12 protein-coding genes are annotated in these 14994 nt (G+C 65.0%); 9 read left to right on the top strand and 3 right to left on the bottom strand.

Annotated features, from left to right (window positions below):
* Window positions 1-77 precede the first annotated feature (77 nt).
* From EJ068_RS14320 to EJ068_RS14290, 7 genes are all read left to right on the top strand, one after another.
* Window positions 78-3065, top strand: a complete 2988-nt coding sequence (locus EJ068_RS14320; RefSeq protein WP_127253519.1) for a 2-oxoglutarate dehydrogenase E1 component — start codon at window positions 78-80, stop codon at window positions 3063-3065.
* A gap of 44 nt (window positions 3066-3109) precedes the next feature.
* On the top strand, window positions 3110-4384 hold the full coding sequence (odhB, locus tag EJ068_RS14315; RefSeq protein WP_127253520.1) for a 2-oxoglutarate dehydrogenase complex dihydrolipoyllysine-residue succinyltransferase: 1275 nt from the start codon (window positions 3110-3112) through the stop codon (window positions 4382-4384).
* Window positions 4385-4395: 11 nt separating this feature from the next.
* On the top strand, window positions 4396-4977 hold the full coding sequence (locus EJ068_RS14310) for a hypothetical protein (protein WP_127253521.1): 582 nt from the start codon (window positions 4396-4398) through the stop codon (window positions 4975-4977).
* A 62-nt stretch (window positions 4978-5039) separates the two neighbouring features.
* Window positions 5040-5498, top strand: coding sequence for a hypothetical protein (locus tag EJ068_RS14305; RefSeq protein WP_245463418.1), 459 nt, complete (start codon window positions 5040-5042; stop codon window positions 5496-5498).
* The gene (locus tag EJ068_RS14300) at window positions 5495-6250 is read left to right on the top strand and encodes an SDR family oxidoreductase (protein WP_127253523.1); all 756 of its coding nucleotides are present in this window, start codon (window positions 5495-5497) and stop codon (window positions 6248-6250) included. The genes EJ068_RS14305 and EJ068_RS14300 overlap by 4 nt, the downstream gene beginning before the upstream one ends.
* A 24-nt stretch (window positions 6251-6274) precedes the next feature.
* Window positions 6275-7681 carry a dihydrolipoyl dehydrogenase gene (lpdA, locus tag EJ068_RS14295; protein WP_127386287.1) on the top strand — a complete coding sequence of 469 codons (1407 nt, stop codon included), beginning with the start codon at window positions 6275-6277 and terminating at the stop codon, window positions 7679-7681.
* Window positions 7682-7853: 172 nt separating this feature from the next.
* The gene (locus EJ068_RS14290; protein ID WP_127250216.1) at window positions 7854-9512 is read left to right on the top strand and encodes an acetolactate synthase large subunit; all 1659 of its coding nucleotides are present in this window, start codon (window positions 7854-7856) and stop codon (window positions 9510-9512) included.
* Between the two features lie 622 nt (window positions 9513-10134).
* Here the strand turns inward: EJ068_RS14290 and EJ068_RS14280 are convergent.
* Both EJ068_RS14280 and EJ068_RS14275 read right to left on the bottom strand, forming a co-directional pair.
* Window positions 10135-11199, bottom strand: a complete 1065-nt coding sequence (locus EJ068_RS14280; protein ID WP_127250214.1) for a TraB/GumN family protein — start codon at window positions 11197-11199, stop codon at window positions 10135-10137.
* A 303-nt stretch (window positions 11200-11502) separates the two neighbouring features.
* On the bottom strand, window positions 11503-12441 hold the full coding sequence (locus EJ068_RS14275; RefSeq protein WP_127250213.1) for a tyrosine recombinase XerC: 939 nt from the start codon (window positions 12439-12441) through the stop codon (window positions 11503-11505).
* 97 nt (window positions 12442-12538) lie between these two features.
* Here EJ068_RS14275 and rimM point away from each other — a divergent pair, with 97 nt between their 5' ends.
* Window positions 12539-13138, top strand: a complete 600-nt coding sequence (rimM, locus tag EJ068_RS14270) for a ribosome maturation factor RimM (protein ID WP_127250212.1) — start codon at window positions 12539-12541, stop codon at window positions 13136-13138.
* On the top strand, window positions 13135-13830 hold the full coding sequence (gene trmD, locus EJ068_RS14265) for a tRNA (guanosine(37)-N1)-methyltransferase TrmD (protein WP_127250211.1): 696 nt from the start codon (window positions 13135-13137) through the stop codon (window positions 13828-13830). Before rimM ends, trmD begins: the two co-directional genes overlap by 4 nt.
* A gap of 361 nt (window positions 13831-14191) precedes the next feature.
* On the opposite strand, the gene EJ068_RS14260 is transcribed toward trmD, so the two are convergent.
* Window positions 14192-14944: a sulfite exporter TauE/SafE family protein gene (locus EJ068_RS14260; RefSeq protein WP_127250210.1), complete on the bottom strand. Its 753-nt coding sequence runs from the start codon at window positions 14942-14944 to the stop codon at window positions 14192-14194.
* Window positions 14945-14994 lie beyond the last annotated feature (50 nt).

The raw sequence follows: 14994 nt of genomic DNA, 5'->3' as shown, positions 1-14994 counted from the left end.
AATTGCTGCTTTCCCTACTCCCCTACTGCCTTACTCCCCTCCAACTAAGGAGACGGAGCCAGGCTCCGCAGACGAAAATGGCAAGACAAGATCAGGCCAACGACCAATTCTCGCTCACCTCGTTCCTCTATGGCGGCAATGCCGACTATATCGACGCGCTCTACGCGGCCTATGAGGACAATCCGGCTTCGGTCGATCCGGAGTGGCAGGATTTCTTCGCGGCGCTGAAGGACGACGCGGGCGACGTCCGCAAGAACGCCAAGGGCGCCTCCTGGGCGAAGCCCTCCTGGCCGCTGACGGCCAATGGCGAGCTGGTCTCGGCGCTCGACGGCAATTGGGGCCTGGTCGAAAAGGCGATCGAGAAGAAGGTCAAGGACAAGGCGGTCGTCAACGGCGCCGTGCTTTCCGACGCCGACGTGCACCAGGCGACGCGCGATTCGGTGCGCGCCATCATGATGATCCGCGCCTACCGCATGCGCGGCCATCTGCACGCCAATCTCGATCCGCTCGGCATCGCCAAGCCGCTCGAGGACTACAACGAGCTGTCGCCGGAGAATTACGGCTTCAGCGAAGCCGATTACGACCGGCCGATCTTCCTCGACAATGTTCTGGGCCTGGAATTCGGCACCATCCGGCAGATGCTGGACATCCTGACCCGCACCTATTGCTCGACGCTCGGCGTGGAGTTCATGCACATCTCCGACCCGGAAGAGAAGGCCTGGATCCAGGCGCGCATCGAAGGCGCCGACAAGGAGATCACCTTCACCGCCACTGGCAAGAAGGCGATCCTGTCGAAGCTGATCGAGGCCGAGGGTTTCGAGCAGTATATCGACGTCAAGTACAAGGGCACCAAGCGCTTCGGCCTCGACGGCGGCGAGTCGCTGATCCCGGCGCTGGAGCAGATCGTCAAGCGCGGCGGTCAGCTCGGCCTCAAGGAAATCGTGCTCGGCATGGCGCATCGCGGCCGCCTCAACGTGCTTTCCCAGGTGATGGCCAAGCCCCACCGCGCCATCTTCCACGAATTCAAGGGCGGCTCGGCCGCGCCCGACGAGGTCGAAGGCTCGGGTGACGTGAAGTACCATCTCGGCGCCTCGTCGGACCGCGAGTTCGACGGCAACAAGGTGCATCTGTCGCTGACCGCCAATCCCTCGCATCTGGAAATCGTCGACCCCGTCGTTATGGGCAAGGCGCGCGCCAAGCAGGACCAGCTTTCCGGCCGCGAGCGTGGCGAGGTCGTGCCGCTTTCGGAGCGCGCCAAGGTGATGCCGCTGCTTCTCCATGGCGACGCCGCCTTCGCCGGCCAGGGCGTGATCGCCGAGATCCTCGGCCTGTCGGGCCTGCGCGGCCACCGCGTCGCGGGCACGCTGCACGTGATCATCAACAACCAGATCGGCTTCACCACCAATCCGCGCTTCTCGCGCTCCTCGCCCTATCCGTCGGATGTGGCCAAGATGATTGAGGCCCCGATCTTCCACGTCAATGGCGACGATCCGGAAGCCGTGGTGCACGCCGCCAAGGTGGCGACCGAGTTCCGCATGAAGTTCCACAAGCCGGTGGTCGTGGACATGTTCTGCTATCGCCGCTTCGGCCACAATGAGGGGGACGAGCCGGCCTTCACCCAACCGATCATGTATCGCAACATCCGCACCCACAAGACGGTGGTGCAGATCTATGCCGACCGGCTGATCGCGGAGGGCCACGTCACCCAGGCCGAGGTCGACAAGATGCGGGCCGACTGGCGCGCGCATCTGGAAGCCGAGTGGGAAGTCGGCCAGAGCTACAAGCCGAACAAGGCCGACTGGCTGGACGGCGCGTGGTCCGGCCTGCGCACTGCTGACAATCAGGATGAACAACGGCGCGGCAAGACCGCCGTGCCGGTGCGCACGCTGAAGGAGATCGGTAAGAAGCTGACCGAGGTGCCGAAGGATTTCGAGGCGCACAAGACGATCCTGCGCTTCCTCGAGAACCGCCGCCAGGCAATCGAGTCCGGCGAAGGCATCGACTGGTCGACGGCGGAGGCGCTGGCCTTCGGCGCCATCCTGCTCGACGGCAACCCGATCCGGCTTTCCGGCCAGGATTCGGAGCGCGGCACCTTCTCGCAGCGCCATTCGGTGCTCTACGACCAGCGCGACGAGACCCGTTACATCCCGCTCAACAACCTGTCGGCGGCGCAGGCCGGCTACGAAGTCATCAACTCGATGCTGTCGGAAGAGGCGGTGCTGGGCTTCGAATATGGCTACAGCCTGGCCGAGCCGAAGGCGCTGACGCTCTGGGAGGCGCAGTTCGGCGATTTCGCCAACGGCGCCCAAGTGGTGTTCGACCAGTTCATCTCCTCGGGCGAGCGCAAGTGGCTGCGCATGTCTGGCCTCGTCTGCCTGTTGCCGCATGGCTATGAGGGCCAGGGGCCGGAGCACTCGTCGGCGCGGCTGGAGCGCTTCCTGCAGCTCTGCGCGGAAGACAACATGCAGGTCGCCAACGTCACCACGCCGGCTAATTATTTCCACATCCTGCGCCGGCAGTTGAAGCGCGACTTCCGCAAGCCGCTGATCCTGATGACGCCGAAGTCGCTGCTGCGCCACAAGCGGGCGGTGTCGACGCTGTCGGAGATTTCGGGCGAGAGCTCGTTCCACCGGCTGCTGTGGGACGATGCGCAGCTCTTGGCCGACCAGTCGATCAAGCTGGTCAAGGACTCCAAGATCCGCCGCGTCGTGCTGTGCTCGGGCAAGGTCTATTACGACCTCTATGAGGAGCGCGAGAAGCGCGGCATCAACGACATTTATCTGCTGCGCGTCGAACAGCTCTATCCGTTCCCGGCCAAGGCGCTGATCACCGAGCTGTCGCGTTTCCGCAATGCCGAGATGGTGTGGTGCCAGGAGGAGCCCAAGAATATGGGCGCCTGGTCGTTCATCGATCCCTATCTCGAATGGGTGCTGGCGCATATCGACGCCAAGCATCAGCGGGTGCGCTACACCGGGCGGCCGGCCTCGGCCTCGCCGGCAACCGGCCTGATGTCGAAGCATCTCAGCCAGCTCGCCGCGCTGCTCGACGACGCTCTCGGCGAATAACCGCACGAAACAGACCTCAAAAGACAAGAGAACGGACAGGCACAATGGCTACCGAAATCCGCGTCCCCACTCTGGGTGAATCCGTCACCGAGGCGACCGTTGGCAAGTGGTTCAAGAAGGTCGGCGACGCGATCGCCGCCGATGAGCCCCTGGTCGAGCTCGAAACCGACAAGGTGACGGTGGAAGTGCCTGCAGCGGGCGCCGGAACGCTGGCCGAGATCACCGTCAAGGAAGGCGAGACGGTCAATGTCGGGGCGCTGCTCGGCTCGATTTCAGCGGGCGGCGGTGCCCCGGCCACGAAGCCGCAGGCAGTGGCGCAGGCTTCCGGCCCGGATGCCGCGTCTTCGGTCAAGCAGGCCGCGGCCGAGACCGCCAAGATCGCTGGCGACAACGGTCCGATCGAGCCGCGCACCATGCCGCCGGCGCCGGCCGCGGCCAAGCTGATCGCGGAGCACAATCTCTCGGTCGACCAGCTGTCCGGCTCGGGCAAGCGCGGCCAGGTGCTGAAGGGCGACGTGCTCGATGCCATCGCCAAGGGCGCGCCGTCCCAGCCGGCCGAGACGCCGAAGGCGGCACCTGCGCCGGTCGTTGCCCGCGCGCCATCCTCGGCCGAGGATGCGCCGCGCGAGGAGCGCGTGCGCATGACCAAGCTGCGCCAGACCATTGCGCGCCGCTTGAAAGAAGCGCAGTCGACCGCAGCCATGCTCACCACCTTCAACGAGGTGGATATGAGCGCGGTGATGGCGCTGCGGGCCAAATACAAGGACGTGTTCGAGAAGAAGCACGGCGTGAAGCTCGGCTTCATGGGCTTCTTCACCAAGGCGGTGACGCATGCGCTGAAGGAAATCCCGGCGGTCAATGCCGAGATCGACGGCACCGACATCATCTACAAGAACTTCGCCCATGTCGGCGTCGCCGTCGGCACGGACAAGGGCCTGGTGGTGCCGGTGGTGCGCGACGCCGACCAGATGTCCATCGCCGAGATCGAGAAGGAGATCGGCCGGCTGGGTCTCGCCGCGCGCGACGGCAAGCTTTCGGTCGCGGACATGCAGGGCGGCACCTTCACCATCTCCAATGGCGGCGTCTACGGCTCGCTGATGTCGACGCCGATCCTCAATGCGCCGCAATCGGGCATTCTCGGCATGCACAAGATTCAGGATCGGCCGATGGTGGTCGGCGGCCAGATCGTCATCCGCCCGATGATGTATCTGGCGCTCAGCTACGATCACCGCATCGTCGACGGCAAGGAAGCGGTGACCTTCCTGGTGCGCGTCAAGGAAAGCCTGGAGGATCCCGAGCGGCTGGTGCTCGATCTCTAAGGTTTGGCGCTGTGGCTGAAACGGTCGAGCCGATCGATCTGTTCGAGCTTGTGATGACAGGCCGAGCAGGACCTGTCGAACTCGGCAAAAGCAGCCGTGAAACGGTCCGAGGCTTGATCGATCCGGAGGATGTGCGGGCGGACAATCACTATCGCCACGAGGACACCGAGTCGGCCTGGTGCATCTATGGTCGCAATTGCGAGTTTTTCTTCAGCCCCGATTTTCGTCTGAGATCGATTAGCGTCGAGCCCGTCTTCGGGAGATTGCAGCCCGGTGGAATGATGGCGACTTGGTACGGCGATCTCAACGTCGATGTGGGCCGGCATCCCGTGACGTTCGCAGGCACCAGCCCGATAGCCATACATACCTTGCCCAAGGCATTGCAGTTCCTGAACGAGGGCGACTTCAAATGGGCAATCGGTGGCGGCAGCGAGCGCGACGTCTATATTAAGCTGGCGGAGAGTTCTCGCGTCCTGACCCTCAAGTATGAGGTAAATGCAATACCGGTCGGCGGGAAGAACAGTGTTGCGTTTGAGATAGACTATTTTCTTTCGACGATTGTCATCCTCGATCAAGCTGTTCAGGGCGGATAGCAATGAGGATCCGCTCCCTCTTGACCGAAAGTCTTTCGACCGCGTCAATAGTGGCAGGCCTGATGATGGTTCCGTCCGCCGCCCAGGCCGCCTGCCCGATCCAGCTCGCCGTCTATGGCGAAGCGCAGAGCGGCGCCGAGATCGATTTCACCCCGGCTGGCAGCTCGGCGACGATCACCAATGCCTTCCGCATGATCCTCGACAACAATGTCGTGCTCGACGGCATCGCGATGTGGACAGAAGGATCGGCGGCGCGGCCGCATGGCTCGCTGATGTACAAATGCCCGACGGGTGATGTCACTGGCGAGGAGCTCGCCGCCTGCACCGTGTGGGAAGGCGTCATCTACAGCGCCGACGAGAAGGGCGGCGTCGGCCTGCTGCCGGCGGAGGGCGCCGATGCGCCGAAGAGCCTGATCTTCCCCGATCTTGGACCGTCGCTCGAAATGTCGGCCGCCTATGGCCCCGCCGGCTTTTCGAAAGTGCCGTGGGACATCTTCGTGCTGAAAGGCTGCCAGGAATGAGTGCCGAGAAAAAGACGCTGCTGGTCACCGGCGGCAGCCGAGGCATTGGCGCGGCCATCTGCCAGCAGGCGAACCGGGCCGGCTACCGGGTGGCAGTCAACTATGTCTCCAATCTGGCCGCGGCGGATGCGCTGGTCGCCGAGCTCAAGGCCGCTGGTGGCGACGCCTTCGCGGTGAAGGGCGATGTCGGCAACGAAGCCGATGTCATGGCCATGTTCGAAGCGATGGACCGGGCCTTCGGCCGGCTCGACGCTTTCGTCAACAATGCCGGCATCGTCGACGTCAAGGCGCGGGTCGACGAGATGAGTGCCAAGCGGCTGGAGCGCATGATGCGCATCAATGTCGTCGGCTCGTTCCTGTGTGCACGCGAGGCGGTGAAGCGCATGTCGACCCGGCATGGCGGCAAGGGCGGCGCCATCGTCAACATCTCCTCCGCCGCCGCCCGGCTGGGCTCGCCCGGCGAATATGTCGACTACGCCGCCTCCAAGGGCGCGATCGACACCATGACCATCGGGCTGGCGCGGGAGGTGGCGCTGGAAGGCATCCGCGTCAATGCGGTCAGCCCCGGCATCACCGAGACTGAAATCCATGCCTCTGGCGGGCAGCCGGATCGCGTGGCGCGGATGCAGGACCTGCTGCCGATGAAACGCGCCGGCACGGCCGATGAGGTCGCCAGCGCGGTTCTCTATCTTCTGTCGGACTCGGCCTCCTATATAACGGGCGCGATCCTCAATGTGAGCGGCGGCCGCTAAAGGCCGGATAAGAAGGGTTCTATCATGGCTTATGACGTCGTAATCATCGGATCGGGACCGGGCGGCTATGTCTGTGCCATCAAGGCGGCGCAGCTCGGGCTGAAGACGGCGGTGGTCGAGAAGAACGCCACCTTCGGCGGCACCTGCCTCAACATCGGCTGCATCCCGTCGAAGGCGCTGCTCCACGCCTCAGAGATGTTCGCCGAGGCTGGCCATGCCTTCGATACGCTGGGCGTCGAGATACCGGCGCCGAAGCTCAATCTGAAGAAGATGATGGCGCATAAGGACACGACAGTGGCGTCAAACGTCAACGGCGTCGCCTTCCTGTTCAAGAAGAACAAGATCGATTCCTTCCGCGGCACCGGCAAGGTGATCTCCGCCGGCAAGGTTTCGGTGACCGGCGAGGACGGCAAGGTCGAGGAGATCGAGACCCGGAATGTCGTCATCGCCACGGGCTCGGATGTCGCCGGCATTCCGGGCGTCAAGGTTGATTTCGACGAAAAGGTGATCGTGTCCTCCACCGGCGCGCTGTCGCTGGCCAAGGTGCCGGAGCGTCTCGTGGTGGTCGGCGGCGGTGTCATCGGGCTGGAGCTCGGCTCGGTGTGGGCGAGGCTCGGCGCCAAGGTCACGGTGGTTGAGTTCCTGGACAACATCCTGGGCGGCATGGACGGTGAGGTATCGAAGCAGTTCCAGCGGCTGCTCACCAAGCAGGGCTTCGAGTTCAAGCTCGGCGCCAAGGTCACGGGTGTGGCCAAGGCCAAGAAGGGCGCGACCGTGACCTTCGAGCCGGTCAAGGGCGGTGCCACTGAGACGATCGAGGCGGATGTGGTGCTGGTCGCCACCGGACGCCGGCCCTATGCCGACAGCCTGGGGCTGCAGGAGGCCGGCGTCGAGCTAGACGAGCGCGGCAGGGTCAAGACCGACGCGCATCTCAGGACCAACGTGCCCGGCATCTATGCCATCGGCGACGTCATCGCCGGACCGATGCTGGCGCACAAGGCCGAGGACGAGGGCGTTGCGGTGGCCGAGATCATCGCCGGCCAGGCCGGGCACGTGAACTACGACGTCATCCCGAGCGTCGTCTACACCAGTCCGGAGATCGCATCCGTCGGCAAGACCGAGGAGGAACTGAAGAAGGCCGGCATCGATTACAAGGCCGGGAAATTCCCGTTCAGCGCCAATGGCCGGGCGCGCGCCATGCTGCACACCGACGGCTTCGTGAAGATCCTGGCCGACAAGGTGAGCGACCGCGTGCTCGGCGTCCATATCGTCGGCTTCGGGGCCGGCGAGATGATCCACGAGGCGGCGGTGCTGATGGAGTTCGGCGGCTCGTCGGAGGACCTCGCCCGCACCTGCCACGCGCATCCGACGATGTCGGAAGCGGTGAAGGAAGCGGCGCTGGCAACCTTCTTCAAACCTATTCATATCTAGACCCGAACCGAGGGCGATACGCGTCAGCGTTCGGCATGGCTCGTCTCGCAAGGTTCGCTTGAGCAATTCCAGGAAAAGTGTGAGCGGTATTCCGTCCGGAATCGCGTAAAAACAAAGGGATAGAGCGGTTCGCCGTTTCTATGAAACGGTGAAACGCTCTAGGAGATACCTCGTGTCCAAAGGCTCCGATCTGCTTGTTGCCGCCCTCGAGAATGAAGGCGTGGACCGCATCTTCGGCATACCGGGCGAAGAGAACCTCGACGTCGTCGAATCCATTCGCAAATCCTCGATCGAGCTTGTCCTGACCCGCCATGAGCAAGCGGCCGCGTTCATGGCCGCCACCCACGGCCGGCTCACCGGCAGGCCCGGCGTCTGCATCACCACGCTTGGCCCGGGCGCCTTGAACCTGACCACAGGCGCGGCCTACGCGCTGCTCGGGGCCATGCCGATGGTCATGATCACCGGACAAAAGGGCGTCAGGTCGTCCAGGCAGGCCCGGTTCCAGATCGTCGACGTCGTCGCGGCGATGAAACCCCTGACCAAGCTTTCGCGTCAGATCGTTTCGCCCAGGATGATCCCGGGCGTGGTGCGCGAGGCTTTCCGGGTGGCCGGCGAGGAGCGGCCGGGACCGGTGCATCTGGAGCTGCCGGAAGACATCGCCGCCGAGGAATGCGACGCGGTGGCACCGATTCCGCCGCACCCGGTCGAGCTGCCGCTGGCGAGCCCGCTTGCGCTCGACCGCGCCGCGCGGATGATCATCGAGGCCGAGCGGCCGCTGGCGATGATGGGCGCCGCCGCCTCGCGGCCGCGCTCGACCTCGGACCTCGCCCAGTTCGTCCTGCGGACCGGCATTCCCTATTTCACCACCCAGATGGGCAAGGGCACGGTGCCGGGTGGGACCGAGCTCTATATGGGCACAGCCGCCCTGTCCGAGCGCGACTATGTGCATGAGGCGATCGAGCGGGCGGATCTCATCATCACGATCGGCCACGACACGGTCGAGAAGCCACCCTTCATCATGGGCGCCGACGGTCCCAAGGTCATTCATGTCGGCTACCAGCCGGCCACTGTCGAGCAGGTCTATTTCCCGCAAACCGAGGTGATCGGCGATATCGGCGCGTCGCTCAGGCTGCTGGCCGACCGCCTGGAAGGCAACATTCCCAACGCACAGGCACTGCTGCCGCTGCGCGAGGGGATATTGAACCGCATCGCGGCGCGCGACAGCGAGGACCGCTTCACGCCGCAGCGCCTGGTGCACGACGTGCGCGCGGTGATGCCGGCCGACGGCATCCTGGCGCTCGACAACGGCATGTACAAGATCTGGTTCGCGCGCAACTACCGCACGCGCGTCGCCAACACGCTGCTGCTCGACAATGCGTTGGCCACGATGGGTGCCGGCCTGCCGTCGGCGATGATGGCGGCGATGCTTTTTCCAGAACGCCGCGTCATGGCGATTTGCGGCGATGGTGGCTTCATGATGAACAGCCAGGAGCTGGAAACCGCCGTCAGGCTGAAGCTCAACCTCGTGGTCCTGATCATTGAGGACCATGCCTACGGCATGATCCGCTGGAAGCAGGCGGTCGACGACTTTCCCGATTTCGGCATGACCTTCGGGAATCCCGATTTCGTCCGCTATGCCGAAGCCTACGGCGCCAAGGGCACCAGGGTAGGTGCCATCGCCGAGCTGAGACCGGCCCTGGAGCGGGCCTTTGCCGCGGGCGGCGTCAATCTCGTCGTCGTTCCGATCGACTATTCGGAGAATGAGCGGGTCCTGGTCGAAGAGTTGCGCCATCGGCTGCCCTGGCCGGCCAGTCCCATGACGGATGATTAGACTGGAATGACGATCGCGATGGGCGTTTCGGCCAATCTCCAAGGCATGCCACCTGCCAATGCAAACGGAGCCGACCGGCCAAGATCTCTGCGGAGTGCTACTTGAGCATTTTCCGAAGCTGGAGACAGCGACATAAACAAGCGGCCCGCCTCTCGGCGGGCCGTTCGTTTTCAAGCTGCAGCCTGATTACTGAGCAGGTGCCGGAGCCGGCGCAGGGGCCGGGGCGGGTGCAGGAGCCGGGGCTGGCGCCGGCGCCGGCGAGGGTGTCGGCTCTGGAGCCGGAGCAGGCGTCGCAGGCGCGGGGGCCGGCGTGCTGGCGGCCGGCGGCTCAGCCGGGGCCGGGGCTTGCTCGCCGCCGCTTCTGCCAAAGACATAATACGCAACAATGGCCAGGACAATGACAACAAGGGCGATCAGCCACCCGCTGCCGCCGCCACCCGACCTGGGAGGCGGGCTCGAAGGGGTGAAGGGGTCGTTAGGGTTCGCCATGAAACGTGTCCTCCTTGGATGAAAGTCATCAAAATAACAGCCATCAACGCGTTGATCCCGCATCGGGTTTCACGCAAACGGACGGAAAGCGCTGAAAAACCGGCGTTTTCAGGTCCGCCAGCCGCCAGACGACTCAGTTGACGGCGGTAACACTATACCCTGCCTTGCGAAAATCCTCGACCAGTCCTTCCGGGCCGGGCAGATGCATGGCGCCGACGGCCATGAAGACGTTGCCCTTGGCCAGAATCGGCATCGCATTCGCGGCCATCACCTTGTTGCGGCTGGTGATCATGGTCTGCTCGAAGGCGGCATAGCCGGCCTGGTCATCGGCGGTCTCGGGCAGCACCGCCTTGAACAGCGGCCAGAACATGCCGACCTCGCCGCGCTGGTATAGCACGATCATCGTTTCGTTGACGTCGTTGACCTTGTCGCCGAGCTTCATGGTCTCGACCAGGCTCTTCATGTGGAATTCGAGCGGCAGCGACGCCATCGCGCGTAGCTGGCCAACGGCGGTCTCGAGCCCTTCGACGTCCTTGCCCGAGGCCTTGGCGTCCGAAGCGAGCTTGACGTCCAGCACGGGTTCGCCGGCGGACTGGCGCGCCACCTCGCAGGCCGGCAGTGCCATCATCGCCGACAGGATCCACGGCTTCATCTTGGCGACCGTCGCCGGCGGGATGCCGCGGGCGTCGAGCCCCTTGTTCAGCGCCGCCGCATCGTCCGGCGACAGCAGCGACGACAGCGTGGTGTTGTCGGTGAACATCATCAGGCCGGGTTCGCTGGCCATCGCGGCCATCATCTTGGCCTTGTCCATCGCATCGGTGGTTTCGATGACGACGGTGCCGGAGCCGTCATAGGCTTTCTGCGCGGCGGCCGGCAGCGTGGTGACGCGCGTGTCGGTCATGTGCATGGTGCCGAACAGATAGGACGGTTTCTCGCCCGGCTTCTCCAGCTTCCACAACAGGCCCTTGCCGTTCGGAACGGCCGCCGCTTCGGCCTCGACCTTCTTGAAGGCGGCTGGATCGTTCTTTTCCAGCGCGGTCAAAAGATCGATGCCGGCGCAATTCGGCGCTTCGGCATGCGCCCGGCTTGCGAGCAGCAGAACGACGATGAAGGACAGGAAAAACAGCAGATTGAGCGCCGCAAGCAGCTTCAACGAGACAAGGGCCGCGCGGTCGGCAATGGCGATGACGCGTTTCATGGGAAGGGTCTTAGCGCTGAAAAGCGGCAAAACGGTTAATCGGCGCGGTGAAATTGTTCGAGGTGCGTTGTCGGATGGAATGCCCTTGGTGGTTAGCGGAAACGTCCATCGGGTCGTCATCCACGGGCGGAGCAAGGAGCGAAGCGACGCGCGCAGACCCGAGGATCCATTCCGTGACCTCAACGCGTTGCGACGGTGCAGAATTCTGCTCCGCTGAGCCACAGTTCGACGTCACGGCATGGATCCTCGGGTCTGCGCTCCGCTTCGCGTCGCTTCGCCCGTGGATGACGAAGTCAGGCGGGATCAGGCGCGGGGATGCGCCTTCTCGTAGATGTCGAGCAGCCTGGCGGTGTCGACGCCGGTGTAGATCTGGGTGGTCGACAGGCTGGCGTGGCCAAGCAACTCCTGGATCGTGCGAAGGTCGCCGCCGCGGCCGAGCAGGTGGGTGGCGAAGGAGTGGCGCAGGGCATGCGGCGTCGCGGTGTCGGGCAGGTTCAGCGCCGAGCGCAGCTTCGCCATCTCGCGCTGGACTATGGCCGGGTTGAGCGGACCGCCACGAGCGCCCCGGAACAAAAGGCCGTCGGGACCGATGTGGAAGGGGCAGAGCCGGCGGTATTCGGCGACCGCCCTGCGGGCCACCGGCAGCACCGGCACCAGCCGCGTCTTGCCGCCCTTGCCGGTGACGCGCAGCACGGTATCGGCTTCCGTCGCCAGATCGGCGCCCGTCAATCCGAGCGCTTCGGAGATGCGCAGGCCGGAACCGTAGAGCAGCGTCAGCACGGCGGCATTGCGCGCCGCGATCCAGGGCTCTTCCGCGAGTTGGCCCTCCATCGCCACGACCTTTCTGGCGTCGCTTGCCGTGAGCGGCTTGGGCAGCGATTTCGGCTGGCGCGGCGCGCGCAGAGCGATGGCACCCGCAGCGTTGACGAGGCCGCGTTTTTCGAGAAAGCGCAGCAGCGAGCGGATGCCGGCAAGACCGCGCCCCAGCGTGCGAGCGACGGCGCCGTCACTGCGGCGCTTGGCGAGGAAGCCGCGTAGATCGGCGGGACGCAGGTCGGCGATGTCGGAAATGCCGGGCGGGCCGCCGCGATGACCGGTCAGGAAATGCAGGAACTGGCGCGTGTCGCGTTCATAGGCTTCGACGGTCTCCGTCGACAGCCGGCGCTCATGCGCCAGTGTCTTCAGCCAGGTCTCGCGCGCCGCCTGGAGATCGGGTTTTGCGGGGATGAGGAATTCCTGCATGGCGGCATTGTCAGGTGTCGAGGTTAGGAAGCGGTGAAGAGGCCGTCATTGAAATGATAGCGTCAGAGGGCTAGAGCAAGGCAAAGGAAGTGCCGCCATGTCGAAGCTCGAAAACCCCGTACAGATGGCCGTCATCGGTGCCGCGCACGGCATCAAGGGCGAACTCAGGGTGAAGACTTTCACCGGCGATCCGCTGGCGCTGGCCGATTACGGCCCGCTCTTCGCCAAGGACGGCCGCGCCTTCCAGATTACGGATATCAGGCCTGCCGGGACCGTGGTGGTGGTGCGCTTCAAGGGCGTCAACGACCGCAATGCCGCCGAGGCTTTGGCCGGCACGGAGCTTTTCGTCGACCGTTCGGTGCTGCCTGACGACGGCGAGGAGGACGAGTTCTATCATGCCGATCTCATCGGCCTCGACGTCCGGGACGATACCGGCGTCATCGGCAAGGTCGTCGCCGTGCACAATTTCGGCGGCGGCGACATACTCGATGTCACCCTTGCCGGCCGCAAGGGCGTGCTGATCCCGTTCACGCAGGCCGCGGTGCCGCATGTCGCGATCGCCGACGGTTTCGTCGAGGTCGATCCGCTGGCGGCCGGCCTTGTCGAGGATGAGGACGATGGTGAAGCACCTGGCCGGTCCGGCTTCGACCCGAAGGGCCGGCCGCGCGGACCGAAGGATGCCGGGGGCAACCGTTGAGCTTTGCCGCCTCCGTGCTGACGCTCTATCCGGAGATGTTTCCGGGCGCGCTCGGCCTGTCGCTCGCCGGCCGCGCGCTTGAGGCCGGGACGTGGTCGCTTGAGGCGGTCCAGATCCGCGATTTCGCCACCGACAGGCACCGCACGGTCGACGACACGCCGGCCGGCGGCGGCGCCGGCATGGTGATGCGCGCCGACGTGCTGGCCAAAGCCATCGACCACGCCTCGCCGCCGGGCGATGAGCGTCCAAGACTGCTGATGAGCCCGCGCGGCAAACCGCTGACGCAGGCTCGCGTGCGCGAGCTTGCCGCCGGTCCGGGCGTCGTCATCCTGTGCGGACGCTTCGAAGGCGTCGACCAGCGCCTGATCGACGCGCGGGCGCTCGAGGAGGTCTCGATCGGCGATTTCATCCTGTCGGGCGGCGAGCCGGCCGCGCTGGTGCTGCTCGACGCCGTGGTGCGGCTGCTGCCGGGCGTCATGGGCAATGCGGTGTCCGGCGAGGAAGAGAGTTTCGAGAACGGCCTGCTCGAGCATCCGCATTACACGCGGCCGCAGGAGTTCGAAGGCCGGCCGATCCCGGACGTGCTGGTTTCGGGCAACCACAAGAAGATCGCCGAATGGCGGCGCGCGGAGGCGGAGAAGCTGACGCGGGAACGGCGGCCTGACCTCCTGGCGGACGATCCACCCCGCTAAAGCGGTTCACCGTTTCACGGAACCGGCGAACCATTTCCGTGGCGTCAGCACAAACACTGGAGATTGGCTGAAGCCTCCCAACTTCGTCATCCCCGGGCGGAGCAGCCGCGAAGCGGCGTCGCGGAGACCCGAGGATCCATTCCGTGACCTGAGCCGTGGAACGCAGCGGAGCAGAATTCTGCATCGTGAGCAGCGCTTCGACGTCACGGAATGGATCCTCGGGTCTGCGCGCGTCGCTTCGCTCCTTGCTCCGCCCGTGGATGACGATCGCAACGGGCGTTTCCAGCCGATCTCCAAGGCTTGCGCCGAAACCGGTACCCACTTTTCGCTTACGCGGTCCCGCGGTTCGGGATCATAGTTCTCAGCTTTTGGTAAAGTAATAGAAAGCCAGGAGCAGGCCGACCCCGACGACGAAGCCGCGCACCACGGCCTGCGGCACGCGCTTGGCCATCCACACGCCGGCATAGCCGCCGAGCGCCACGCCCGGGATCATGACGATCGCCTGCGGCCAGGCGACGACGCCCCCGGAAACGAAGACCAGGATGGCGACGACCGCGATCACGATGGACAGCATGTTCTTCAAAGCGTTCAGCCGGTGGTAATCGCCGGCTTGCGTCAGGCCGAGCGTGGCGAGCATCATCACCCCCATGCCGGCGCCGAAGAAGCCGCCATAGACCGCGGTCGCGAACTGCGCGATCGAACCGGCGAGCGAGCCGACCGAGGCCTGGTGCTCCGGTCCCGCCGCCGGCTTCAGCCACGGCCCGGCGGCGAACAGGGCGGTGGCGGCGATGAGCAGCCAGGGCACAAGGGCGCGGAAGGACGGATTGGTGAGCGCGAGCAGGATGAGCGAGCCGGCCAGGGCGCCGAGCGCCGAGATCAGGCAAAGCAGCAGGGCGCCGCGCCAGAAGTGGCGGATATCGGTCCAATAGGCGAGCGTCGAGGTGATGTAGCCCGGCAGCTGCGTCACCGAGGAGGTGGCGTTGGCGACGATCGGCGGCAGGCCGACCACCGTCATGGCGCCGAAGGTGAGGAAAGTGCCGCCGCCGGCGACCGCATTGGCGGCGCCGGAGGCAAAGCCCGCGAGGAAGAGCAGGACGGCATCGGAGAATGTCATGGAGGGAAGGTCCGGGAATACACGTTTCCGGCTTAGAAAGCTTGGCGTGC

Origin of the sequence: Mesorhizobium sp. M2A.F.Ca.ET.043.02.1.1 (assembly GCF_003952405.1) — a bacterium.
Taxonomy (GTDB): Bacteria; Pseudomonadota; Alphaproteobacteria; order Rhizobiales; family Rhizobiaceae; genus Mesorhizobium.
This window is presented reverse-complemented; position numbering and strand designations above follow the sequence as displayed.

Coding starts and splice junctions, on each gene's coding strand:
- odhB (WP_127253520.1), top strand. CDS start 3,110: ATGGCTACCGAAATCCGCGTCCCCACTCTGGGTGAATCCGTCACCGAG.
- rimM (WP_127250212.1), top strand. CDS start 12,539: ATGTCGAAGCTCGAAAACCCCGTACAGATGGCCGTCATCGGTGCCGCG.
- lpdA (WP_127386287.1), top strand. CDS start 6,275: ATGGCTTATGACGTCGTAATCATCGGATCGGGACCGGGCGGCTATGTC.
- EJ068_RS14260 (WP_127250210.1), bottom strand. CDS start 14,944: ATGACATTCTCCGATGCCGTCCTGCTCTTCCTCGCGGGCTTTGCCTCC.
- EJ068_RS14320 (WP_127253519.1), top strand. CDS start 78: ATGGCAAGACAAGATCAGGCCAACGACCAATTCTCGCTCACCTCGTTC.
- EJ068_RS14300 (WP_127253523.1), top strand. CDS start 5,495: ATGAGTGCCGAGAAAAAGACGCTGCTGGTCACCGGCGGCAGCCGAGGC.
- EJ068_RS14280 (WP_127250214.1), bottom strand. CDS start 11,199: ATGAAACGCGTCATCGCCATTGCCGACCGCGCGGCCCTTGTCTCGTTG.
- EJ068_RS14305 (WP_245463418.1), top strand. CDS start 5,040: ATGATGGTTCCGTCCGCCGCCCAGGCCGCCTGCCCGATCCAGCTCGCC.
- EJ068_RS14275 (WP_127250213.1), bottom strand. CDS start 12,441: ATGCAGGAATTCCTCATCCCCGCAAAACCCGATCTCCAGGCGGCGCGC.